Here is a 22931-nt window from a genome sequence, read left to right as displayed (position 1 = left end):
GCGTGCCAAGTGGCACGCTCCTCAGGATGAGGGCAGAGATATCACCGTCCCTTGGTCGGGACCTTGTTGAACGGCACGTCCTTGTCGACGCGGATATCACCGGGCAGACCCAGCACGCGCTCGGCGATGATATTGCGCAGGATCTCGTCGGTGCCGCCGGCGATACGCATCGATGGCGAGCCGAGGATCGTCGCCTGGAATTCGCCGGCTGCTTCCGCATCGGCGCCGACCAGCGCGCCGGAAGCGCCCTGCAGATCGGCGGCGAACATCGCGATGTCCTGCATCATCATGCCGGAGACCAGCTTGCCGATGGAATTTTCCGGACCCGGTCGCTCGCCCTTCGACAGCGCCGAGATCGAGCGATAGCTGGTGTATTTCAGACCGGAATTCTTCACCGCCCAGCTCGCGAGTTTCGAGCGCACATTGGGATCGTCAATGGCGAGGCCGTCTTCCAGCATCAGGTTGCTGCAGAACTCGAACAATTCCGGGAAACCCGTGGCGACGCGGGAGCCGATCGACATGCGCTCGTTCATCAGCGTGGTCAGCGACACGTTCCAGCCGTCACCGACGGCGCCGAGCCGCTGCGCATCCGGAATCCGCACATCGGTGAAGAACACCTCGTTGAATTCCTGCATGCCATTGGCCTGCTTGATCGGCTTCACCTCGACGCCTTCGCTCTTCATGTCCAGGAAGAACATGGTGAGACCCTTGTGCTTGGGCACATTCGGGTCGGTGCGAGTGATCAGGATGCCATAATCAGAGTAATGCGCGCCGGAGGTCCAGATCTTCTGGCCGTTGACGATCCAGTCGTCACCATCCTTCTCCGCGCGGGTGCGAAGGCCAGCGACGTCGGAGCCACCGGCGGGTTCGGAGAACAGCTGACACCAGACCTTCTCGCCGGAGGCCAGTGGCGGCAGATATTTGCGCTTCTGGTCTTCGGAAGCGTAGGCCATCACGGTTGGGCCGCACATGCCCTGCCCGATGGCGAAGGGCCGCGCGAGCTTGTCATAGACGCCCTCTTCCTGTTGCCAGATCACGCGCTCGATCGGCGTCGAGCCGCGGCCGCCATATTCCTTCGGCCAATGCAGACAGGCCCAGCCGGCATCGGCCTTCTTCTTCTGCCACGCCTTGGCGACATCGAGCATCGCGTCGCGCTTCTCAGAGGCTCGCTTGGCCGACGGCTTGGTCAGCTCGGCCTCCAGCTCCTTGGGCGCGTTGGCATCGATCCACTTGCGCGCGACGGCGCGGAATTCGGCTTCCTGCGGCGCGTCATCGAAATTCATGGCAGTCGTCCTTAATGAGAAAAGAAAGCGTAGGATGGGTAGAGCCCTTGCCAAACCCATCGATGGGCTTGCGCGGACATTGATGGGTTTCGCTGCGCTCTACCCATCCTACAGGCTGACTTATCGTCCCTTGGTCGGGATCTTGTTGAATGGCACGTCCTTGTCGACGCGGATGTCGCCCGGCAATCCGAGCACGCGCTCGGCGATGATGTTGCGCAGGATCTCGTCAGTGCCGCCTTCGACGCGCGTGGCGGGCGAGCGCAGCAGCATCGCCTGGAACTTGCCGGCGACCTCCGCGTCCTCCGGCCCGTTGAGCACGCCGGCCGCGCCCTGCAGATCGAGCGCATAGGTCGCGACATCCTGCAGCATGGCGCCGGCAACGAGCTTACCGATGGAGTTTTCCGGACCCGGACGTTCACCGCGCGATAGCGCCGAGATGGCGCGGAAGCTGGTGTAGCGGAGGCCGCTGGCGCGCACCGCCCAGTTGGCGAGCCTGGAGCGCACCGCGGGATTGTCGATCGCAGGACCGTCGTCGAGCATCAGGCTGCTGCAGAACTCAAACAGTTCCGGGAAGCCGGTGGCGACATTGGCGCCGATCGCCATGCGCTCGTTCATCAGCGTGGTCAGCGACACGTTCCAGCCGTCGCCCACAGCGCCGAGGCGCTGCGCATCGGGTATCCGTACGTCGGTGAAATACACCTCGTTGAACTCGGCCTGCCCGTTGGCCTGCTTGATCGGCTTCACCTCCACGCCCGGGCTCTTCATGTCCAGGAAGAACATGGTGAGGCCCTTGTGCTTCGGCACAGTCGGGTCGGTGCGGGTGATCAGGATGCCATAATCCGAGTAATGCGCGCCGGAGGTCCAGATCTTCTGGCCGTTGATGACCCAGTCGTCGCCGTCCTTTTCCGCACGGGTGCGCAGACCCGCGACGTCGGATCCGCCGGCGGGTTCGGAGAACAACTGGCACCAGATCTTCTCGCCAGAGGCCAGCGGCGGCAGATACTGCCGTTTATGCTCCTCGGCGGCATAGGCCATCATGGTCGGGCCGCACATGCCGTGGCCGATGATGAAGAGCGCGCCGAGCTTGCCGAACACGCCCTCTTCCTGCTGCCAGATCACCCGCTCGATGGGCGATGCGCCGCGACCGCCATAGTCCTTCGGCCAGTGCGGTACGGCCCAGCCGGCATCGGCCTTCTTCTTCTGCCAGGCTTTCGCGACTTCCAGAATATTCGCACTCTTGAGCTGAATGCGGCCGAGCGCGGCCTTTTTCAGCTCGTCTTCATATTGCTTCGGCGCATTGGCCGCGATCCAGGCTTTCGCCTCGGCGCGAAACGCGGCCTCCTGCGGGGTGTCATCGAAATTCATCTCGATTGATCCTTACGCCGCATTCTTCTGGCGCATGCGCTCGATCAACTGGTCTTCCCAGTAAGACAGTGAGCCGAGCCCGACCGCCACCGCGTTGGAGCGGCGGTAGTAGAGGTGGCAGTCGAACTCCCAGGTGAAGCCCATGCCGCCATGAACCTGGATGTTGTTCTTGGAGCAGTGCTGGAACGCCTGCGTCGCGCTGATGCGTGCTGCAGCGGCGGCTTCCGGCAGTTCGGAAGCGTTGGTCGAAAGCGCCCATGCGCCGTAATAGCAATTCGAACGCGCCAGCGTCGCCGAGACATACATGTCGGCGAGCATGTGTTTCACGGCCTGGAACGAACCGATCTGGCGACCGAAGGCGATACGATCCAGCGCGTAGTCGCGGCCCATTTCCAGCGCACGGTCGGAACCGCCGACCTGTTCGAAGCCGATCAGCACGGCGGCACGATCAAGCACCTGCGAGAGAATGCTCCAGCCTTCGTTGGCAACGCCGAGCAGCTCGGCCTTGACGTTCTTGAAGGTAATCTCGGCCTGGTTGCGCGACGGATCGATGGAGGTCAGCGCCTTCGCCTCGACGCCTTCGCTGGTGAGATCGACCAGAAACAGCGCGATGTCGCTGTCGCGACCGGTCGAGCCAGTGCGCGCGGCGACGATCGCGAAGTCAGCGATGGCACCATCGGCCACCGGCTTCTTGGTGCCGTTGAGCACGCCGTTAGCCGCGGTGAGCTTGATCGCCTTTGGCGACGGATTACCGGAACCTTCGAACAGCGCCAGCGTGCCGATGGCATTGCCCTGTGCAATCGCCGGTAGCCACTTCTGCTTCTGCGCATCGGAGCCGGCGAGCAACAGCGCTTCGGCGGCGAGATAAACCGTGGACGAGAACGGCACCGGCGCCAGCGCACGGCCCATTTCCTCGGCGATTACGCAAAGTTCGAGATGACCGGCACCCGAGCCGCCAAAGGCTTCCGGGACGGCGACGCCGAGGAAGCCCATGTCAGCCAAGCCCTTCCAGAGCTCGCGATCATAGGGCGCCTTGCCGTCGATCACAGCGCGCACAGCCTTCGGCGGGCACTTCTCGGTGAGAAAACGCCGGGCCTCGTCGCGGAGCTGCTTCTGGTCGTCGGAGAAATCGAAGTTCATGGCGGTGTACTCTGTTCTGATCGATGGAAAGTCTAGTTGAGGATGATGACGTCTTCGCCGGGGTGCTCGGCGTAAAGCTGGGCGACCAGTACCGCGCGGCGTTCGAGGCCGGCGCGCTGGTTGATGTAGCCCTTGTCGGTGAGTTCGTTGCCGTCGATGGACGCCGGCTCGACCATGAACATCGCGCGCGCAATGCGCCGGCTGCTGGCGCCTTCGCACGACGCATTATGTGCCTGCAGCCCCTTCTTCAAACAGGCCAGCACCGCGGGATGTTTCACCACATCGGCAAATGTCGCCTCGGGCTCGCCGATCATGATTCGGCAGGCCGGCAGGTTGGGCCAGGCGAGCACGCCGATATAGGGGCGATCCTGTCCCGTGATCAGCGCATCCTGCACCACCGGCGTCGCCGCCGCGATCACATCGGTGCGCAACGAGCCGACATGCACGAAGGTGCCGGTCGTCAGCTTGAAGTCCTCCACCACGCGGCCGGAGAAGATCAGGCCCTGCACGGGGTCATTGTCGTCGACGAAAATGCCAGCGTCGCCGATCTTGTAGAAGCCTTCCTCGTCGAAGGCCGCTTTGGTGAGGTCCGGCTGGCGATAGTAGCCCGGCATTACGTTGACGCCGCGCAGCCGCAATTCGTATTTCGAATCCACCGGCACCATCTTCAGCTCGACGCCGGGGAACGGCAGACCGATCAGGCCGACGCGCTCGGTGTCCCAATAGGTGCCGGTCGAGGTCGGCGACGTCTCGGTGCAGCCCCAGCCGGTGTAGAACACGATGCGCTCGCCCGTGGCGCGCACGGCCAGCGCCTGCATGCGGTCATAAAGATCGTCAGGGAGACGCGCGCCGCCATAGGCCATCAGATTCAGGTTCTTGAAGAACGAGCGCGCCAGCGCATCGTCTTTCTCCATCGCGCTGGCGATGGCCGCATAGCCGGCGGGAACATTGGCGTAATAGGTCGGCGAGATTTCGCGCAGATTCCGCAATGTCTCGTCGATCATGCCCGGCATTGGACGGCCATCGTCGATATAGAGCGTGCCGCCATCGATCAGCAGCGGGTTGAACAAAGCGTTGCCGCCCATGGTGTGATTCCACGGCATCCAGTCGAGATAGACCGGCGGCTGCGCGTTCGGATCGCGCGGGCGCGTCTGCATCATCATCGCGGCATTCGCCGTCATCATCCGCTGCGTGTTGATGACCGCCTTGGGCATGCCGGTGGAGCCCGAGGTGAACAGCAGCTTGCCTACCGTATCGGGCATGATCTGGGCGAGCGATGCGTCGACCGTGGGCGTAACCATGGTCGCGACCATGTCGGCATAGGCGGTGCTGGCGATCCCCGTCGGCGGGCGCGCCACATGGATGATCTTGATGTCGGTGAGATCGAGCGCATCCAGCGCCTTCTGGAAGGTCGGCCCGTCCTGCACCATGACCGCGACAGGCTTGATCAGGTCGAACAGATATTTGAGCTTGGCGTGATCCTGGCTCATCAGCGAATAGGCCGGCGACACCGGCGCTGCCGGATGCCGCGCCTGCATCGCCGCCATGGTCATTAGTGCATGCTCGATGGAATTGCCCGAAAGGATCGCAACCGGTCCATCGGCCGCGAGCTTCATGTCGAGTAGCGCCTGGGTCAGCGCATCGGCGGTCCGCTTCGCCTCGCCATAGCTGAGCCGACGCCATTGCCGGTCATCGCCGGCGCGCTGGGCCAGCCAGGTGTGATCGGGACGCTCCTTGGCCCACTTCGCCAGAGACGCCGGCAGATGCGTCTCATAGGGCATCAACGGTATCAGCGACTTCATGACGATGACGCCGTCCGGCCGGCGCTCGACATCGATGTCGCGCTCCATCCAGTGGATCTTGCGGAAGGCGGGCTTTGTCAGCACCGCGGCAGCCTGGGCGTTCATGTGGTTTCTCCCAAAACCGTTCTTGTCGAACCATGGTCTCGTTTGTCGGACCTTGTATTCGTTGCGTGAGATCACGCTTCAACGTGTGACGTAAACCGGCTTTCGTTTCTCGATGAATGCGCGAATGCCTTCCTCGAAATCTTCCGAGCGGCTGCACAGCACCTGATTGCGATCTTCCATGGCGATGACGGCCTCGATCGAGCCGGCATCGACGGACATGTTGATGCATTCCTTCGACAGCCGCAGCCCTACCGGCGACGCGGTCATCATCACATCGACATAGGGCGCAGCGGCGGCTTCGAGTTGACCGTCGTCGACAACTTCCGACACCAACCCAACAGCCAGCGCGCGATCGGCATGGATGAAGCGGCCGGTGAGGATCAGTTCAGAGGCGACGGAGACACCGACGAGACGCGGCAGGAAATAGCTTGAGCCGATATCGCAGCCGCCGAGGCCGAGCTTGATGAAGGCGCAGTTCATGCGCGCTGACTTGGCGGCGATGCGGATATCTGCGGCGAGCGCCAGCGCGAAACCGCCACCGGCGGCAGCACCCTGCACCAGCGCGATGATCGGCTGCGGACAGCGGCGCATCAGCATCACGATATCCGCGATGCGGCGCTGGGAATCGAGCGACTCGGTGACGGTGCGCGGCGCATTCTGCCCGGAGCGCACGGCCATTGCGTGTTTGAGATCGAGCCCGGCGCAGAAATTGGCGCCGGCACCCTTGAGGACGACCACGCGTGTCTTGCGATTGCGCTGCAGGCTTTCGAAATAGTCGTTTAGTGCGTCGATCAGAGCAGGATCGAGCGCGTTGAGACTGTCCGGACGATTAAGCGTCACCCGGTCCACGCCATCGTCGTGTTCGATCAGCAGTGGATTAGACACACGCGCTCTCCCGTTTCACTCGTTGGCGCCTTGCCGACGCTCATTGCCGCGCCCTCTCCCCTTGCGGGAGAGGGCAGCGCAGGAGTTAGAAACAAACTCACGAGAGGGGTGCCACAACGAGCCCTCTCCCGCCTTCGCTTGCTCAGGCACCCTCTCCCCCGGCGCGCGGCTACGCCGCGCTGGGGGAGAGGGGAAGACAAGTACTACCGCGGCGCCATACGGATGGCACCGTCGAGGCGGATGGTTTCGCCGTTCAGCATCGGGTTCTCGACGATGTGGACCGCAAGGTTGCCGTATTCCGAGGCGTCGCCGAGGCGGGCCGGATGCGGCACCTGCGCGCCGAGGCTGGCGCGGGCTTCCTCGTTGAGGCCCATCAGCAGCGGCGTCAGGAACAGGCCCGGCGCGATGGTGTTGACGCGGATCTTGCTGGAGGCGAGATCGCGGGCAGCCGGCAGCGTGAGGCCGACAACGCCCCCCTTCGAGGCGGAGTAGGCGATCTGGCCGATCTGGCCTTCATAGGCCGCGACGCTGGCGGTGTTGATGATGACGCCGCGCTCCTCGCCGATCGGTTCGGCGGTGGCGAGCTGCTCGGCGAACAGGCGCAGGCAGTTGAAGGTACCGATCAAGTTCACCATGATGACATTGGTGAACTTCTCAAGCGGATAGACGCCCTGCTTGCCGACGATGCGCTGCGAACCGCCGATACCGGCGCAGTTCATCAGTACGCGCGCGGTACCATGCGCAGCCGCTGCCTTGGCGAGCGCCGCCTTCACGTCACTCTCGCTGGTGACATCGCCGACGGTAGCAACGCCCTTCACTTCGGCAGCGACCTTCTCGGCATTGTCCTGCGCGCGGTCGAACACGGCGACCTTGGCGCCCTTGGCGGCCATCGCGCGTGCGGTCGCGGCACCGAGGCCCGAGCCACCGCCGGTGATGAATACGGCTACGTCTTTCAACTGCATCGATAATGCCTTTCCTTGGGCGTTTCTGATCGTTTCTTGAATTCTTGAGTCGCGACGAAGAAGAAAAAGAAGAAGTGGTCCTTGGGCGTTTTCTTGGTTGTTGTTCTTGGAACTGGTCCTTGGGCGTTTCTTATTGTTGGTTCTTGAATTTAGTTCCTTGGGCGTTTCCCGACATTTTTGAATTTTCTTGGCAGTTTTCCTTGGGCCGTTTCTTCTGAGCTCGTGATGTCAGGCCTTGGCGGCCTTCTTGTTTGTGAGGATCCCGCCGAGCAGCATCGCTTCCATATGGGCGACGTAGTCGCGGCAGACTTCATCGGTCACCGGGCCGACGCCAATGGCGCGCGACATGGCATGACGGCTGAAGAACAGGTTGTCGCAGGCGCCGATCAAACTGGTGTAGAACAGCACCGGATCGACCTTGCGAAATTCGCCGGAGTCGAGCCCTTCTGCCAGCAGTCGGCGATGGAAGCCGAGCAGCGGCCCCACGAAGAACTTCGATACTTCATCGGCTGCCTCGTTGCTGCTCTCATGCAGCAAGTAGTGGATCAGCCGGTTCATGTAGGGAAACTGGTAATAGGCCTTGATGATGCCGGCGATGTGCAGCCGCAGTTTTGCGGTGGCCGAGATCGGCTGCGCCAGCAGATATTCCAGATTGGTCATCTCGGTGGCGGCGTCGCGCGCAAGCAGCGCCAGCAGCAGGCCGTCCTTGTTGCCGAAATGATATTTCACCAGCGCCGCATTGACCCCGGACTGCTGCGCAATCTCGCTCAGCGACACCTCGATGGAGTTGCTGGCAATCATCAGCTCGCTCGCCGCGAGCAACAGCTTGTCGGCCGTCGGATTACGGGCAGCGGCGGTTTTCACAGAGGTGCTGGGGTTCAAAGTCGGTGCCATTCGGAGCGCAGATAATACGAACAATCGGCCGCACTCAAGAGTTAATTGACCGATTGACTAAACTCTCCGCGGACACTTAAATCCCGCGCATTCAACGCCACGAAAAACGCCGCCAAACAAGGCAAAAAGGGAGATCACGCATGGCTGAGGCCTATATCGTCGCCGCTGCACGCACCGCTGGTGGCCGCAAAGGCGGGCGTCTAGCCGGCTGGCATCCGGCCGATCTCGCCGCCTCGGTCTTGAACGCATTGGTGGAGCGCACCGGCGCCGATCCCGCCTCGGTTGAAGATGTCATCATGGGCTGCGTTGGCCAGGGCGGTGAGCAGGCTGTGAACGTCGCGCGCAACGCGGTGCTGGCCTCCAAGCTGCCGGAAAGCGTGCCGGGCACCTCCATCGACCGCCAGTGCGGATCGTCCCAGCAGGCATTGCATTTCGCCGCCCAGGCCGTGATGGCTGGCTCCATGGACATCGTGATCGCCGCCGGCGTCGAGAGCATGACCCGCGTGCCGATGGGCTCGCCAAGCATTCTCGCGTCCAAGGCCGGCATGGGCCACTACAAGAGCCCCGGCATGGAAGCGCGCTATCCCAATATCCAGTTTAGCCAGTTCACCGGCGCCGAAATGGTCGCCGAGAAATACGGACTGTCGAAGGATGACCTCGACACATACGCCTTCGAGAGCCATCAGCGCGCCATCGCAGCAACCGAAGCCGGCCGCTTCAAGGACGAAATCATCCCGCTGCAGATCACCCGCGCCGATGGCACCACGGACACCCATCACATCGACGAGGGCATCCGCTTCGACGCCACGCTCGACGGCATCAGGGGCGTCAAGCTGATCGCCGAGAACGGCAAGCTCACCGCAGCATCCGCCAGCCAGATCTGCGATGGTGCGTCGGGCGTGATGGTTGTCAACGAGAAGGGCCTCAAGCAACTCGGCATCAAGCCGCTGGCGCGCATCCACCACATGACCATGATGGGCGGCGATCCCGTGATCATGCTGGAAGCGCCCCTGCCCGCCACCAAGCGCGCGCTCGAAAAGGCCGGAATGAAGATCGACGACATCGACCTGTTCGAAGTCAACGAAGCCTTCGCCTCGATTCCGACGGCCTGGCTGAAGGCCACCGGCGCCGACCCGAAGCGCCTCAACGTCAATGGCGGCGCCATCGCGCTCGGCCATCCGCTCGGCGGCTCCGGTACCAAGCTGATGACCACGCTGGTCCATGCGCTCCAGCAGAACAAGAAGCGCTACGGGCTGCAGACCATGTGCGAAGGCGGCGGCATGGCCAATGTGACGATCGTGGAGCGGTTGTAAGCACTCCGACAACAATGGTGTCGTCCCCGCGAAGGCGGGGACCCATACTCTCGATCGAGATAGCAAGAACGCGGAGGCCGCCGCGTGCCATCTCAACTGAAGGAGGTTATGGATCCCCGCCTTCGCGGGGATGACAACTGAGAGAGCCTACCAAACCACACCACGAGCGGAAAAATCCGCCGGTCTTCGAGGAAACACCAAGGAATTCTCCATGACGCATCCGTCGATTCACGCGAAGACCAGTCCCGACAAGATTGCCTACCGCATGGCCGGTTCAGGTCAGGCGCTCACCTATCGCGAACTCGACGAACGCTCCAACCGCGGCGCGCAGTTGTTTCGCTCGCTGGGACTCAAGGCCGGCGATCATGTTGCGCTACTGATGGAGAACCGGCTCGACTTCATGGAGATCTGCTGGGCCGCACAGCGCAGCGGGCTCTATTACACGGCCATCAGCCGCTACCTGACGCAAGACGAAATCGCCTATATCGTGAAAGACTGCGGCGCGCGCGTCGTCATCACCTCCGAGAAATGCGCCGATGTGGTTGCACCGCTGATCACCAACACGGTGGAGCCGATGTTCTATATCGTCGACGGTTCGCGCCCCGGTTTCCGCGACTGGAATACCACCCTCGCCGCTCAGCCCGCCACGCCGATTGCCGACGAGGTTGCCGGCTACGACATGCTGTATTCGTCGGGCACGACGGGCCGTCCCAAGGGCATCAAGCGCGCCTCGGAGAACAATCCGATCGACGTGCCGAATCCGTTCCTGAAGCTGCTCTGCGCGAACATGTGCGGCATGACATCGGACTCGATCTATCTGTCACCGGCGCCGCTGTATCACGCGGCTCCGTTACGTTTTAACATGATGGCGATCACGCTCGGCGGCACGTCGGTGATCATGGAGCATTTCGACGCCGAGGAATTCCTCAAGCTTGTCGAAAAGCACAAGATCACCCAGTCGCAGCTTGTGCCAACCATGTTTGTCCGCATGCTGAAATTGCCTGATGAAGTCCGTTTGAAATACGACGTCTCTTCATTGAACGGCGCGATCCATGCCGCAGCCCCCTGCCCCGTCGACGTCAAGGCACGGATGATCGACTGGTGGGGACCGATCCTGATCGAATATTACGCCGGCTCCGAAGGCAACGGCGTCACCGTGTCGAACTCGCAGCAGTGGCTGTCGCATCGCGGCACCGTCGGCAAGGCTGTGGTCGGTAGCGTCAAGATCGTCAATGAAGAAGACCAAGAAGCGCCGACCGGCGAAATCGGCACGGTGTATTTCGCCGACACGCCGCAGTTCAGCTATCACAACGATCCCGAGAAGACGAAGCGCGCCTATAACGCGCGCGGCTGGTCCACCCTCGGCGATGTCGGCTATCTCGATGACGAAGGCTTCCTATACCTCACCGACCGCAAGTCCTACATGATCATTTCCGGCGGTGTAAACATCTACCCGCAGGAGACCGAAGACGTCCTCATCACCCATCCGGATATCGCCGACGTCGCGGTGTTCGGCGTGCCGAACGAGGAGATGGGCGAAGAGGTCAAGGCCGTGGTGCAGCCGCACGACATGAGCCGCGCCGGCAAGGCGCTGGAGGCCGAATTGATCTTGTACTGCCGCAAGCATCTGTCCCCGATCAAATGCCCCAAGAGCATCGACTTCGAGGCCGAACTGCCACGCACGCCGACCGGCAAACTGGTGAAGCGCCATTTGCGGGACAAGTACTGGCCGAAGAGCGAAAAGGCGTCGGCCTAGACCTCGCCCTTGCGGCATCGCAGTCGCCGCGGTAATCCGCCGCGATGTCGCAAGTTCATCCATCATGACCGCCGGCCTGCTGGTCTCCGCAGCGCGATCCGGCGCGGGCAAGACCACGGTCACGCTCGGCCTGCTCGCCGCACTGGCGCGGCGCGGCATGGTACTGCGCGCGGCCAAGGCCGGGCCCGATTATATCGATCCTGCCTTTCATGCGATCGCCACCGGCGCGCCCTGCATCAATCTCGATAGCTGGACCATGCCGCCCTCGCTGCTGCAGGCGCTGATGGCTGGCACCACCGAAGCCGCCGATCTGCTGGTGGTCGAAGGCGTTATGGGCCTGTTCGACGGTGTGCCCGGCGTCGCCGACCGCGACGGTAGCAGCGCCAGTATCGCCGCGCGCTTCAATCTACCGGTGCTGCTGGTGCTCGACGTGACCGCGCAATCGCAATCCGCCGCCGCTATGGTGCGCGGCTTTGCCAGTCATCGTCCTGACGTGCACGTCGCCGGCGTGATCCTGAACCGCGTCGGTAGCGATCGCCACCGCCGCCTTATCACGGACGCCATCACGCCCCTCGGCATTCCCGTTGTCGGTGCCATCCCGCGCGACGCGACGCTGGCGCTGCCGGAACGGCATCTCGGCCTGATCCAGGCTGGCGAACATGGCGACCTTGCCACGCGGATGGACGTACTCGCCGACATGGCGGAGAAGCACCTCAATCTCGATACCATCATCGCGCTGGCTGCGCCGATCGACGGACAGCCGGCCCGCAATGCCGCGCCGGCCTTACCGCCGCCGGGTCAGCGCATTGCATTGGCCGCTGATGCTGCCTTCACCTTCATCTATCCGCACCTGATTGACGGCTGGCGCAATGCCGGCGCGGAGGTCGTCCGTTTCTCACCGCTGGCCAATAAAGCTCCGCCGGATAATTGCGATGCATGCTGGTTGCCAGGCGGCTATCCCGAACTTCACGTGGCAACGCTTGCCTCGGCGCAAAAATTCCGCGACGGGCTGGTGCGCTTCGCACAGACACGTTCGGTCCATGGCGAGTGCGGCGGCTATATGGTGCTCGGTGAAGGCCTGGAGGATGCCGACGGCAACCGGCATGAGATGACGGGGCTGCTCAGCCACACGACGAGTTTCCACAAGCGGCGCTTGCATCTCGGCTATCGCGAGGCGCGATTGCTATCCGACAGTCCGATCGGACCAAAGGGATCGCTCATCCGCGGCCATGAATTTCACTATGCGTCACTGATTGATCCGGGCAGCGACGACCCGCTGGTCGATCTCCGCAACGCGCAGGCCGAACCCATGGCAGAACGCGGCGGACGGCGCGGCCATGTCACCGGCACGTTTTTCCACGCGATTGCGCGGGTCGATGGCTAACGGGAACTAACGCCCCCAGCGATCCTGCCAGATCTTCTCGCCGATCAGGCAGTTGACGCGGGGCTCCTTCGTCGTGTTGGCGACAGGAATCGCGCGCGGCTCGGGCATCAATCCTGCGACTTCTAACACCAGTTTGGTGCGGATCGCTTCCTTGAACTTGTCGCGCTCCTTGATCGGCACCACGAAGGAGCCCGCGCCGCCGATCACGCAGTCCTCGTAATAGAGATCGAGATTTTCGATATCCATGGTCGAATAGGACAGTTCCTTGGCCATGATCGGCAGGCCGTTGATGACGATGCCTTTCGCGACTGCCTCGTCGCGCGCGACCGTCACCGGTCCTCCATTGTTGTTCGGCCCATCGCCCGAAATATCGATGACGCGGCGCAGGCCGTGCAGCGCATTTTCATCGAACAGCGGCATGGCATAATAGATCGCGCCCGAGATTGAGGTCCGCGATGCCCGGCGGATCGGCGTCTTCATGATTTCGGATGCCACCGCGTCGGCAGATTCAGGACCGTCGATAACACGCCAGGGAATAATCAGCTTCTGGTCTGACGATGCCGCCCATTCGAAATAAGTGACTGCAATCTTGCCTGTCGGGCCACTCTTGAGCGCGGTAAGGAATTCCTTGGAAACGATGGCCTGGGCATAGCCTTCGCGCTGGATCGCCAGCTCGTCCATATCCATCGAATAGGAAACGTCGACCGCCAGCACCAGTTCGACATCGACCACGGGGTCCTGCTTGCTCTGGGCAAACTGCGCTTTCGGGCCTGTCGCAGCCATGCTCGCGACGTCGCCGCCAGCCATCGCTCCCGCGACGAGTACCGCTCCAATCGAGACACACCAGCGCATAGCGGCCCTCCCGTTGAGAATCGAATGGTGACATGCAAATGACGAGCCGCAAAGCAGGAACCTGCAGGCATGTTCACAATCCGGTCATGGCGGCGATGCCGCTGCGGCAGAGCTAACGGGCGCCTGCCCCGGATTTGAACAGTTTGCGCGCTCGCGCGACAAAGCTAGCGCAGGATGTCGCCAACGCCACATCCACCATTGCCGACCGGAATGGGCCGAGATGAGCGCCGCCTTGAACGCGCCGATGAACGGTGGCCGCCAGCCCGCAGCGCGGCACGCAATCGTGTGGGCCGTACTGCTCGCTTGCATCGGCGCAGCGATCGCTTTGTTCGTTTCAGCACCCGCCGAACAGCGCAAGACAGGGGCTGCCGAACAGGACGAACCTATTCGGCCGTTCGGCGCAAACGCAGCCGACGAATGCCGCCGTCTTTCGCGGAACGCCACCGAATACCTCTCCGAGCAACAAGAGAAGCTGCGTTACCGGACGCGCCAGGCCGCCTGCAGCGAAGCATTCGCTGCAGCTCCGGACGATGTCCGCAACAAGGTGGCCTTCGCTCAATCGCTGCCGCATGAACGGCGCGCCGAGGCGGTCGCACTGTTGCGCGAGGCCGCAGCCCGGAACGATAGCGAGGCAAATTACGCAATCTATGAGTCGCACAATTCATGGGACTATCATCTTGATCGCCCACAACTGATTGCGCGCGACGAGGCACAGCGCGCGCTGATCAAGGCAGCCGAACTGGACAACCCGTCAGCGGTATACAGGCTCGCCATCCTCTATGGTCGTGGCGGCATCGTAAAGCGGGATCCCTCGGCCGAACGATACTGGACCGAGCGCGCGCTTCGGTTGCCGCTGCCGGAGAACGTCACCCGTGCGGACCAGCAGATTAGGCTTGCCCGGCTTCTCGCGCGATCCCCGCAGCCCAGCGAGCAGACCGCCGGCCGGGATTTACTCGAACGTCTCGCCCAAGGCGGCTCGTTTGGCGCCAAGGCGGCGCTGGCTGAAGCCACCCATCCCAACGATCCCGAGCGCGCCCGCAAACTATTTGAAGAGGCTGCGCGCGATCATCTGGGAGGCGATACCGAGCTGGCGCAGATGCTGCTCGATGGCGAAGGCGGCCCGGCCGATCCGAAGCGCGCGCTATCGATCTTGCAAAGCCAGCGCCATCAAGCGAGCGCGAGCGGCCTGCTCAGCGAGCTTTATCTCGATGGAAAGCTGGTGCCACGCGACGTGCCAAAGGGGATCGACTTGCTGATCACTGCCGGGGTTTGGGATTACGACTCCCGGCTAAAGGCCCTGCGGTTGCTGGCCGGCCATCCGCAGGTTCAGATCTCTTCGCTCAACATCGTTCTGTATGAGGCAATTCAGGCTGCGGAACTTGGCGAGCCTGACGCACTTGCCGCATTGGTCGATCTCAAACTATCGCAGAACCCGCAGTTTCGCGACGTCCCCGGAGCCTGTAAACTGAAACCAATGGCCGTGCAGCGCGGCGATCAGGATGCCGTGCAACGCCTCAAGGATTGCCCGGCCGAGTGATCATCGTCGCGTCGCCGCCACAGAGCGCGATCGTCCGGATGAGTGTGCATGCCCGAGAGTGTCACCGCCCCGCAGACCAAGACTAAGACCAAGCCGAAGGTCGAGCGGCCGAAATTGTACAAGGTTATCCTGGTCAATGATGACTTCACGCCGCGGGAGTTCGTCGTGCGGGTGTTGAAGGCGGAATTTCGCATGTCCGAGGATCAAGCCGCCAAGGTAATGATGACGGCGCATCAACGCGGCGTCTGCGTCGTCGCCGTATTCACCCGTGACGTCGCCGAGACCAAGGCGACCCGCGCGACAGACGCCGGCCGCGCCAAGGGCTATCCGCTTCTGTTCACGACCGAGCCGGAAGAATAGGACGTGGCGCTTCTGCTTTGGCCACCAAGACGATAAAAATTTAACGATCGGCTCAATCCGAGGTTGGGCGGCATGTGGCAAGCTCGCCAGATGTCGATTGCACTCCGCAAGCAATATGTATCCCGGCCGGAATTGTCGTTCGGGCCTTTGCGCTTCATCGAATGCCTGCCTTGGCTCGTGCTGGCAGCGGGAATGCGCGTGATCGCGTTCAGCGGTGGCGTTATCGCCTTGCCGGCCATCTTCGTCGCCACGGTTGCCGTTCTTCTCGCGTTTCTGGTGACCGCACGGCGGTCGATCGAGCTTGCCGACGGCGAGACCCATCTCGGAGCGATGACGTTCGAGGATGAATTCCGACTATCGCTGCGCATTCTGGCGCGTATCGGCGCGCTGATGCTTGTAGCAAGCATGATCTCTGTATTGCTCGGAATCTCGCCGCTGGACCTGAACTTCATGGGCGGCATCGATGGCATGGCGTTCGATCAGCCGACAGCGGCCGGAAAGATCTGGAATGCCTCCATCGCCACGCTGATCTTGCTGATGATCGTCGGCGTCGAACGCCATGACAACAGGGTTCGTTTCTTCGCGGCTTGCCGTGAATTCGCCAGGCGACGCGCGTGGCTCGGCGTGGGCCTTCTGGTCCTGACCGCCGCCTATTTCGGCCTCGGTTTTGTCCAGGGTCTCGTTCGCAACGCGATTGCGATCTACGGGCAGGCGCCAACGACGAACACCTTCATCCGAAACCTGATCTTCTTCGTCTTTATCTTCAGCTTCGCGATGCTGCGGCTTTGGGTGACCCTGATGATCCTGACCGCGGCCCTCAAGCAATCCCATCTGCGCGGCGACTGACCTCAGCCGGCGACCGCGGTTTCATCGCCCAATCCATAGACCTGCTCGGCCTTGGCGAAGCCAGCGATGGGAAATTCACCGAGATCGGCCCAGTCGGCGTCTGTCGCACCAGCAAAAGCGGTCGACGCGACCACTGTACGATGCAGCCTGCCCGCGATCTTCTCCAGACGTGCGGCGAGGTTCACCGCCGGGCCGATACAGGTGAAGTCGAGCCGGTTGCCGCCGCCGATATTGCCGTAAAGTACCTTGCCGACATGCAGTGCCAGACCGAAGCGAAAGCGCTCTTCGGCACCTGCCGCATCCGACCAGCGCAGCGCTTCAACGGCAGCGCTGGCTTCACGCGCGGCCTCCAGCGCATGACCGCAAACCATCGAACGATCCGTATCATCCTCAGCAATGGGAAACACGGCCAGCAGGCCATCGCCCATGAATTTGAGCACTTCGCCGCCATGCTTGAGGATCGCAGGCACCTGACAATCGAAGTAAAGGTTGAGAATCTCGACGACGCTTTCCGGCGGCAATCGATCCGACAGCGCCGTAAAGCCGCGCAGATCCGACAACCAGATCGCTGCGCGCATGGTCTCGGTGTGGCCCCGTCGGATCTGACCACCGAGAATACGTCCGCCAGCGCGATTGCCCACATAGGTATCGAGCAGTGTCACCGTCACTCGTCGTATGCCGATGACCTCGATCAACCGCGCCAATGTCGGCAGCACCGTTTTCAAGGCAGCAAGCTGCTCGTCCGTAAAACCGCCAGGCTGCTTCGTGGTCCAGCTTGATGCGTGGAGCATGTTGTCGACGAAGGTGAGCGGGATCGCGATGTAGTCGGTAACGCCTTCGGCGCGCATATCGTCGAAAAAAGGAAAGGGTGTGGTTGATGGCTCATGAAGTCGGCTGCGAACCTCGACACCTTCACGGAAGACCAGCGCAAGCGGACTGCTGAGGAATTCAGGCGCCTCCTGAATGTCGAAATCAACCGAGCTGAGGACCACCCCGGTCTCCGGACGCCAGATGAAATTTCTGCCGAAGATTTCCGGGTGCAGGGTGCGGATGAAGATGCCGACGCGGTATAGCGGCAGCCCCGCAGCGACAAGCCGTTCGCAACATTCCGCCATCATGCGCGATGGCGTCGGCGCGGATCGCGCACCGTCACTGAGCCAGTCGATGATCTCTCTGAGCTTGTCGGGCAACACGGCTGGCACTTTCAAACTCGCGCGAACGCGGGCTTCGGTCAGTCACTTACTCTAGCCGACCTGTCCGCGATGCCGAATGAAATGATCGGCGAGCACACAAGCGGCCATGGCTTCCGCCACCGGCACGGCGCGGATGCCGACGCAGGGATCATGACGACCCTTGGTCAGGATGTCCGTATCGGCGCCATTGCGATCGACGGTCTTGCGCGGCGACAGGATCGACGAAGTCGGCTTCACTGCAAAACGTGCCACGACCGGCTGGCCTGTGGAAATGCCGCCGAGGATGCCGCCAGCATGGTTTGAGAGAAATGACGGGCCGTGATTGGTCATGCGCATCTCGTCGGCATTGTCCTCGCCGGACAATTCCGCAGCACCGAAACCGTCGCCGATCTCGACACCCTTCACCGCATTGATGCTCATCAGCGCCGCTGCCAGATCGCCGTCGAGCTTGGCGTAAATGGGAGCCCCCAATCCCGCCGGCACGCCGTCGGCGACCACCTCGATCACCGCACCGATCGACGAGCCGGATTTCCGGATGCCGTCGAGATAGCTTTCGAAGAAGGCGGCCTTGTCCTTGTCCGGGCAGAAGAAGGGATTGCGGGCGACCTCGTCCCAATCCCAGTTGCCGCGGTCGATCTTGTGCGGTCCCATCTGCACCAGCGCCGCACGCACCGTCATGCCCGGCACGATCTTGCGCGCAATGGCGCCAGCGGCCACGCGCGTCGCCGTCTCGCGCGCCGACGAGCGGCCGCCGCCGCGATAATCGCGCAACCCGTATTTGGCCTCATAGGTGAAGTCGGCATGGCCCGGCCGAAACTTGTCCTTGATCTCCGAATAGTCCTTCGAGCGCTGGTCGGTATTCTCGATCAGCAGCGCGATCGGCGTCCCCGTCGTGACCTGCACACCGGTTTCCGGATGCGCCATGACCCCGGACAGGATCTTGACCGCGTCGGCTTCCTGCCGCTGCGTGGTAAAGCGCGACTGGCCGGGACGACGGCGATCGAGATCGGCCTGGATCTCGGTCACATCCAGCGGGATCAGCGGCGGACAGCCATCGACCACGCAGCCGATCGCCACCCCGTGGCTTTCGCCAAAGGTCGTGACGCGGAACATGTGGCCGAAGGTGTTGTGGGACATGGGGCGCTCGCTGCTTGAGCAGATGTCGTAACGCGGGCCGTCCGAGGGGTCAAATCGCCCGGTCAGCCGCAATGCTTAACTAAACTTGTCCATCCCGTCGGCGTTGAACACGTAGACCGCGCCCTGCTGGATCGACAGCTCACTGACCCCGTCCGGCGTCTCAAAGCCCAGCGCCACCATTAGCGCCCGCGCCGTACCGCCATGGGCAACGGCAACGGTATCGCCCGTCAGGCCGTCAACCCATTCGCGCATCCGGAGTTGCACCTCAGCGTAGCTCTCGCCGCCCGGCGCCGGCAGGCTCCATTTGTCGCGCAAGCGCGCCGCAAAGATCTCGGGATGTGCGGCTTCCTGCTCGGCCAACGTGAATCCTTCCCAGTGACCGAAGCCGATCTCACGCAGACGATCGTCGAGGACGTAGTCGTCATGCGGCAGATCAAGCTTGCCGCGCACCAGTTCCATGGTGTTGCGCGCGCGGCCGAGCGGACTGGAGACGAATGCGACATCGCCGCTGGCGCGCCCGTCGCGCGCCAGCAGATCTTTAAGGACACCACCGGCATGCGCCGCCTGCTCACGACCGAGATCGTTGAGCGGAATGTCCTTCGAGCCCTGAAAGCGACCGGCGGCATTCCATTCGGTCTGACCGTGGCGAATATAATAGATCGTTGGTTTCGGCATGGACTAAGCGATCAGTCCTTGCCGCCCATCGAGATATCCGGCGCATCCGGCACCTTGGTGCCGAGCACGTGATAGCCAGCATCGACGTGATGCACTTCGCCGGTGACGCCAGAGGACAGGTCAGACAGGAAATACATCGAGCTTTGGCCGACTTCGTCGATCGAGACGTTCTTGCGCAGCGGCGCATTGACCTCGTTGTATTTCAGCAGGTAGCGGGAGTCGGCAATCCCTGCGAAGGCCAGCGTCTTGATCGGGCCGGCGGAGATCGCATTGACGCGGATACCCTTCTCGCCGAGGTCAGCCGCCAGATAGCGCACGCTGGCTTCGAGCGCGGCCTTGGCGACGCCCATCACGTTGTAGTTCGGCATCCACTTCTCGGCGCCGTAATAAGTCAGCGTGATGATCGAACCACCGTCGGTCATTAGTTTCTCGGCGCGTTGCGCAACCGCGGTCAGCGAATAGCAGGAGATGAGCATGCTCTTGCTGAAGTTCTCCGCCGTGGTGTCGACATAGCGGCCCTCGAGCTCGTTCTTGTCGGAAAACGCAATGGCATGGACGACGAAGTCGATCTTGCCCCACTTCGCCTTGAGCTCGTCGAACACCGCATCGATGGTCGCGGCATCCGTGACGTCGCAATGACCAAGCACGAGCGCGCCCAGTTCCGCCGCCAGCGGCTCCACGCGCTTCTTCAGCGCATCGCCCTGATAGGTCAGCGCGATCTCGGCGCCCTGCGCCTGGCACGCCTTGGCAATGCCCCAGGCGATGGAACGGTTATTGGCCACGCCGAGAATGACGCCGCGCTTGCCCTTCATCAGGCCTGAAACTTCACTCATATCACATCCTATTTGCTTGGCTGATAACTTGGCAGTCCATGCCGATCTGGCCTTGGGGGTACACCAGCACTTGCGTCCGGTACAGCCCAAAAGCCCGGTTATGTGGCTGTTTACCGTCCGGGCTTAACGCCGGAATAGACGGTCCGCCAAGGTGTTATGATAGATGCGGGCGCAATTGCGGACCGCCCGAGATACCGTCAGGATTGCAACGGATGGCACTAATAGCATGAGCGCCTTTCGCGAAAGCGTTGAGAGCATGATTCCGGCGCTGCGCCGCTATGCGCGAGCGCTGGCGCGTGACACCGACATTGCCGACGACCTGGTGCAGGACACGCTGGTGCGCGCGCTGCGCTCGGAGAAGTTGTTCATCGGCGGTGACCTCAGAAGCTGGCTCTACACGATCCTGACCAACCTGAACCGCAACCGCCGCCGGTCGCTGGCACGCAAGCCCATCTTCACCGAGCTGTTCGACAACAATCCGGATGCCAGCGGGACCGAAGCCGAAGGGCGCGACATCTCGCGCGCCCTTGCCGCCCTCGTCGAAGAGCAGCGCTCGGTGCTGCTGCTCGTGATGCTCGAGGGCCTGAGCTACCGCGAAGTCGCCGACATCCAGGGCGTGCCGATCGGCACCGTGATGTCGCGCCTCGCCCGCGCCCGCGCCCATGTCAAAGCCTATCTCGACGGCGAGCGCCCGGCGCTGCGCGCGGTCAAATGATTTAAAGGGAAGATGATAATGACCGGACCGAACATTCCCGTGACCGAAGACGAATTGCACGCCTTCGTCGACAATGAATTGCCGGCCGAGCGCCGCGCCGATGTCGAGGCATGGCTTACGACACATCCCGACGATGCCGAGCGCGTCGCATCATGGCGCGCAATGGCCGAGTTGCTGCATGCCCGCTACGATGCGATTGCCGACGAAGCCGTGCCGCAGCGGCTGGAAATCGAGCGACTGGTTCAGCAGCCGCGGCGCTGGATCTACGGCGCCGTCGCGGCAACGCTTGTCGCCTTCATTGCAGGTGGCAGCGCGGGCTGGGTCGCACGCGGCGCAGCGACCACGCCGTCGATATTCCGGAGTTTCACGGTGGACGCGCTCGGTGCACACCGGACCTATGTGGTCGAAGTCCGTCATCCGGTCGAAGTCGCAGCCAATGAACGTGCACACCTGCAGCAGTGGCTGTCGAAGCGCGTCGGCTACGAGATCAAGGCGCCCGAACTCGATGCGGCCGGATTGAAGCTGGTCGGCGGACGCTTGCTGCCCGGCCCCGAAGCGCCTGCGGCCTTCTTCATGTATGAGAGCCCGTCGGGCGAGCGCTACACGCTCTACACTTCGCGTGCGGCGAAAGCCGACGCCACCCAGATGCGCTATGCCGCGCAGGACAAGGACGGCGCCATGTTCTGGGCCGACAAGGGCGTCGGCTATGTCGTGTCAGGCCCGACCGACAAGGACCGGCTCAACCAGGTCGCGCGCCAGATCTACGATCAAACGGAGAAGGTCGGGGGATGAGGACAGCGAACTGATCGCTGCTCGCCTCACCCCAGATCACTCCGCGGATGATACGGATGCCCGTCGCGCCACTTTTCCATCAGGGCTTCCAGCTCGGCATCGTTGCCGTCCGGCAGCATGATCCTGGTGGTGAAGTAGAGATCACCCGCGGCGCCTCCCGCCAGCGGCAGGCCCTTGCCCTTCAAGCGAAACACCCGTCCGCTCGACGTGTTCTTCGGAATTGAAAGCTCCACGGCGCCGGTGAGTGTCGGCGCGCGCACCTTGGCCCCCAGCACGGCTTCGTAAAGCGTGATCGGCAGATCGACGCGCAGGTCGTTGCCATCCACCTTGAAGAAGGAATGGGGAGCGATAGTGACGGTGATCATCAGATCGCCGGGACGATGTCCTGGCGCGCTTTCGCCCTGGCCGCGGAGCCGGATCTGCTGGCCCGACGTGACGCCGGCCGGTATCTTGACGTTCAATTCCTTGCCGGATGGCAGACGTACGCGCTTCTCGGCGCCCTTCACGGATTCTTCCAGCGTCACCGTCATGGCGACGTTCAGATCCAAATCGGGCATCCCGCCGGCATAGCCACCGGTATCGAACTCAAAGCCCTGCGCGCCCGGCCGCGCGCCGCGCGGGCTGGCGCCACCGAACATGCTGTTGAGGATATCCTCGAAACCGCCACCGGCACCGCCGGGAAAGCCCTGCTGCGCACCGGGACCGCCGCGGAAAGCATGCTCGAAGCCGCGCTGCGACGCGCCGGCCCGGCCGCCGCCCGGAAATCCCTGGAAGCGTGCTTTACCCTCGGCATCGATCTCGCCGCGGTCGAACTGCTTGCGCTTGTCCTCGTCGCCGATGATCTCGTTGGCCGCATTCAATTCCGAAAACCGGTCGGCGGCTTTCGGATCGTCCTTGTTGCTGTCGGGATGATGCTTCTTGGCGAGCTTGCGATAGGCACTCTTGATCGCCGCAGCGCTGGCGCCCCGCTGCACCCCCAAGACCTCATAGGGGTCGCGCATCCGTCGTCTCTCCTTCAGATAACTAAAAGGCGGGCAATCGGCCCGCATGTTGGGTTTGCGGGCCAAGGCCCGCCTGCTTCTTCATCTGGTGACTTCGTGTC

The 22931-nt window shown here is 62.7% G+C and carries 21 protein-coding genes; 8 read left to right on the top strand and 13 right to left on the bottom strand.

Annotation, left to right across the window (positions count from 1 at the left end; genetic code table 11):
* Positions 1–41: 41 nt before the first annotated feature.
* The 7 genes from AB7951_RS05160 to AB7951_RS05130 form a co-directional block, all read right to left on the bottom strand.
* Positions 42–1283 carry an acyl-CoA dehydrogenase gene (locus AB7951_RS05160; protein ID WP_120291822.1) on the bottom strand — a complete coding sequence of 414 codons (1242 nt, stop codon included), beginning with the start codon at positions 1281–1283 and terminating at the stop codon, positions 42–44.
* 120 nt (positions 1284–1403) lie between these two features.
* Positions 1404–2648, bottom strand: coding sequence for an acyl-CoA dehydrogenase (locus tag AB7951_RS05155; protein ID WP_120291824.1), 1245 nt, complete (start codon positions 2646–2648; stop codon positions 1404–1406).
* Between the two features lie 12 nt (positions 2649–2660).
* Complete coding sequence (locus tag AB7951_RS05150; RefSeq protein WP_120291826.1) at positions 2661–3788, bottom strand: acyl-CoA dehydrogenase family protein; 1128 nt, start codon at positions 3786–3788, stop codon at positions 2661–2663.
* Positions 3789–3820: 32 nt separating this feature from the next.
* Positions 3821–5695: an AMP-binding protein gene (locus tag AB7951_RS05145; RefSeq protein ID WP_120291828.1), complete on the bottom strand. Its 1875-nt coding sequence runs from the start codon at positions 5693–5695 to the stop codon at positions 3821–3823.
* A 78-nt stretch (positions 5696–5773) separates the two neighbouring features.
* Positions 5774–6580 (bottom strand): enoyl-CoA hydratase-related protein, encoded by an 807-nt coding sequence (locus AB7951_RS05140; RefSeq protein ID WP_120291830.1) that lies wholly within the window; start codon positions 6578–6580, stop codon positions 5774–5776.
* A gap of 203 nt (positions 6581–6783) precedes the next feature.
* On the bottom strand, positions 6784–7542 hold the full coding sequence (locus AB7951_RS05135; protein WP_093756859.1) for an SDR family NAD(P)-dependent oxidoreductase: 759 nt from the start codon (positions 7540–7542) through the stop codon (positions 6784–6786).
* Positions 7543–7770: 228 nt separating this feature from the next.
* Positions 7771–8436: a TetR family transcriptional regulator gene (locus AB7951_RS05130; RefSeq protein WP_120291832.1), complete on the bottom strand. Its 666-nt coding sequence runs from the start codon at positions 8434–8436 to the stop codon at positions 7771–7773.
* Positions 8437–8576: 140 nt separating this feature from the next.
* Here AB7951_RS05130 and AB7951_RS05125 point away from each other — a divergent pair, with 140 nt between their 5' ends.
* The 3 genes from AB7951_RS05125 to AB7951_RS05115 all read left to right on the top strand — a co-directional run bounded on the left by AB7951_RS05125 (position 8577) and on the right by AB7951_RS05115 (position 12889).
* Positions 8577–9749: an acetyl-CoA C-acetyltransferase gene (locus AB7951_RS05125; RefSeq protein WP_120291834.1), complete on the top strand. Its 1173-nt coding sequence runs from the start codon at positions 8577–8579 to the stop codon at positions 9747–9749.
* Between the two features lie 211 nt (positions 9750–9960).
* Positions 9961–11505, top strand: coding sequence for an acyl-CoA synthetase (locus AB7951_RS05120; protein WP_120291836.1), 1545 nt, complete (start codon positions 9961–9963; stop codon positions 11503–11505).
* Positions 11506–11569: 64 nt separating this feature from the next.
* Positions 11570–12889 carry a cobyrinate a,c-diamide synthase gene (locus tag AB7951_RS05115; RefSeq protein ID WP_120291838.1) on the top strand — a complete coding sequence of 440 codons (1320 nt, stop codon included), beginning with the start codon at positions 11570–11572 and terminating at the stop codon, positions 12887–12889.
* A gap of 6 nt (positions 12890–12895) precedes the next feature.
* On the opposite strand, the gene AB7951_RS05110 is transcribed toward AB7951_RS05115, so the two are convergent.
* On the bottom strand, positions 12896–13741 hold the full coding sequence (locus AB7951_RS05110) for a DUF1194 domain-containing protein (protein WP_092145074.1): 846 nt from the start codon (positions 13739–13741) through the stop codon (positions 12896–12898).
* A 220-nt stretch (positions 13742–13961) separates the two neighbouring features.
* Between AB7951_RS05110 and AB7951_RS05105 the strand changes: the two genes are divergently transcribed.
* The 3 genes from AB7951_RS05105 (at position 13962) to AB7951_RS05095 (ending at position 16484) form a co-directional block, all read left to right on the top strand.
* A complete protein-coding gene (locus AB7951_RS05105) occupies positions 13962–15278 on the top strand; it encodes an SEL1-like repeat protein (RefSeq protein WP_120291840.1) in 1317 nt (438 codons plus the stop codon).
* A 48-nt stretch (positions 15279–15326) separates the two neighbouring features.
* The gene (gene clpS / locus AB7951_RS05100; protein WP_120291842.1) at positions 15327–15638 is read left to right on the top strand and encodes an ATP-dependent Clp protease adapter ClpS; all 312 of its coding nucleotides are present in this window, start codon (positions 15327–15329) and stop codon (positions 15636–15638) included.
* 90 nt (positions 15639–15728) lie between these two features.
* Complete coding sequence (locus AB7951_RS05095; protein WP_120291939.1) at positions 15729–16484, top strand: hypothetical protein; 756 nt, start codon at positions 15729–15731, stop codon at positions 16482–16484.
* A gap of 2 nt (positions 16485–16486) precedes the next feature.
* Here the strand turns inward: AB7951_RS05095 and AB7951_RS05090 are convergent, their stop codons facing one another.
* The 4 genes from AB7951_RS05090 to fabI all read right to left on the bottom strand — a co-directional run bounded on the left by AB7951_RS05090 (position 16487) and on the right by fabI (position 20322).
* Positions 16487–17677: an adenylate/guanylate cyclase domain-containing protein gene (locus tag AB7951_RS05090; protein WP_175368409.1), complete on the bottom strand. Its 1191-nt coding sequence runs from the start codon at positions 17675–17677 to the stop codon at positions 16487–16489.
* 51 nt (positions 17678–17728) lie between these two features.
* Positions 17729–18814, bottom strand: a complete 1086-nt coding sequence (gene aroC, locus AB7951_RS05085; RefSeq protein ID WP_120293301.1) for a chorismate synthase — start codon at positions 18812–18814, stop codon at positions 17729–17731.
* Between the two features lie 75 nt (positions 18815–18889).
* A complete protein-coding gene (locus AB7951_RS05080; RefSeq protein ID WP_120293299.1) occupies positions 18890–19489 on the bottom strand; it encodes a histidine phosphatase family protein in 600 nt (199 codons plus the stop codon).
* A gap of 11 nt (positions 19490–19500) precedes the next feature.
* A complete protein-coding gene (gene fabI, locus AB7951_RS05075) occupies positions 19501–20322 on the bottom strand; it encodes an enoyl-ACP reductase FabI (protein WP_093756866.1) in 822 nt (273 codons plus the stop codon).
* 226 nt (positions 20323–20548) lie between these two features.
* On the opposite strand from fabI, the gene AB7951_RS05070 reads away from it, so the two are divergent.
* Together AB7951_RS05070 and AB7951_RS05065 are read left to right on the top strand one after the other, a co-directional pair.
* A complete protein-coding gene (locus AB7951_RS05070; RefSeq protein WP_068734962.1) occupies positions 20549–21037 on the top strand; it encodes a sigma-70 family RNA polymerase sigma factor in 489 nt (162 codons plus the stop codon).
* An 18-nt stretch (positions 21038–21055) separates the two neighbouring features.
* Positions 21056–21829 carry an anti-sigma factor family protein gene (locus tag AB7951_RS05065; RefSeq protein ID WP_120293297.1) on the top strand — a complete coding sequence of 258 codons (774 nt, stop codon included), beginning with the start codon at positions 21056–21058 and terminating at the stop codon, positions 21827–21829.
* Between the two features lie 26 nt (positions 21830–21855).
* Here AB7951_RS05065 and AB7951_RS05060 read toward each other — a convergent pair whose 3' ends face one another.
* Positions 21856–22830, bottom strand: coding sequence for a DnaJ C-terminal domain-containing protein (locus AB7951_RS05060; protein ID WP_120293295.1), 975 nt, complete (start codon positions 22828–22830; stop codon positions 21856–21858).
* Positions 22831–22931 lie beyond the last annotated feature (101 nt).

Source organism: Tardiphaga sp. 285_C5_N1_2 (assembly GCF_052076065.1).
Lineage (GTDB): Bacteria > Pseudomonadota > Alphaproteobacteria > Rhizobiales > Xanthobacteraceae > Tardiphaga > Tardiphaga robiniae.
This window is presented reverse-complemented; position numbering and strand designations above follow the sequence as displayed.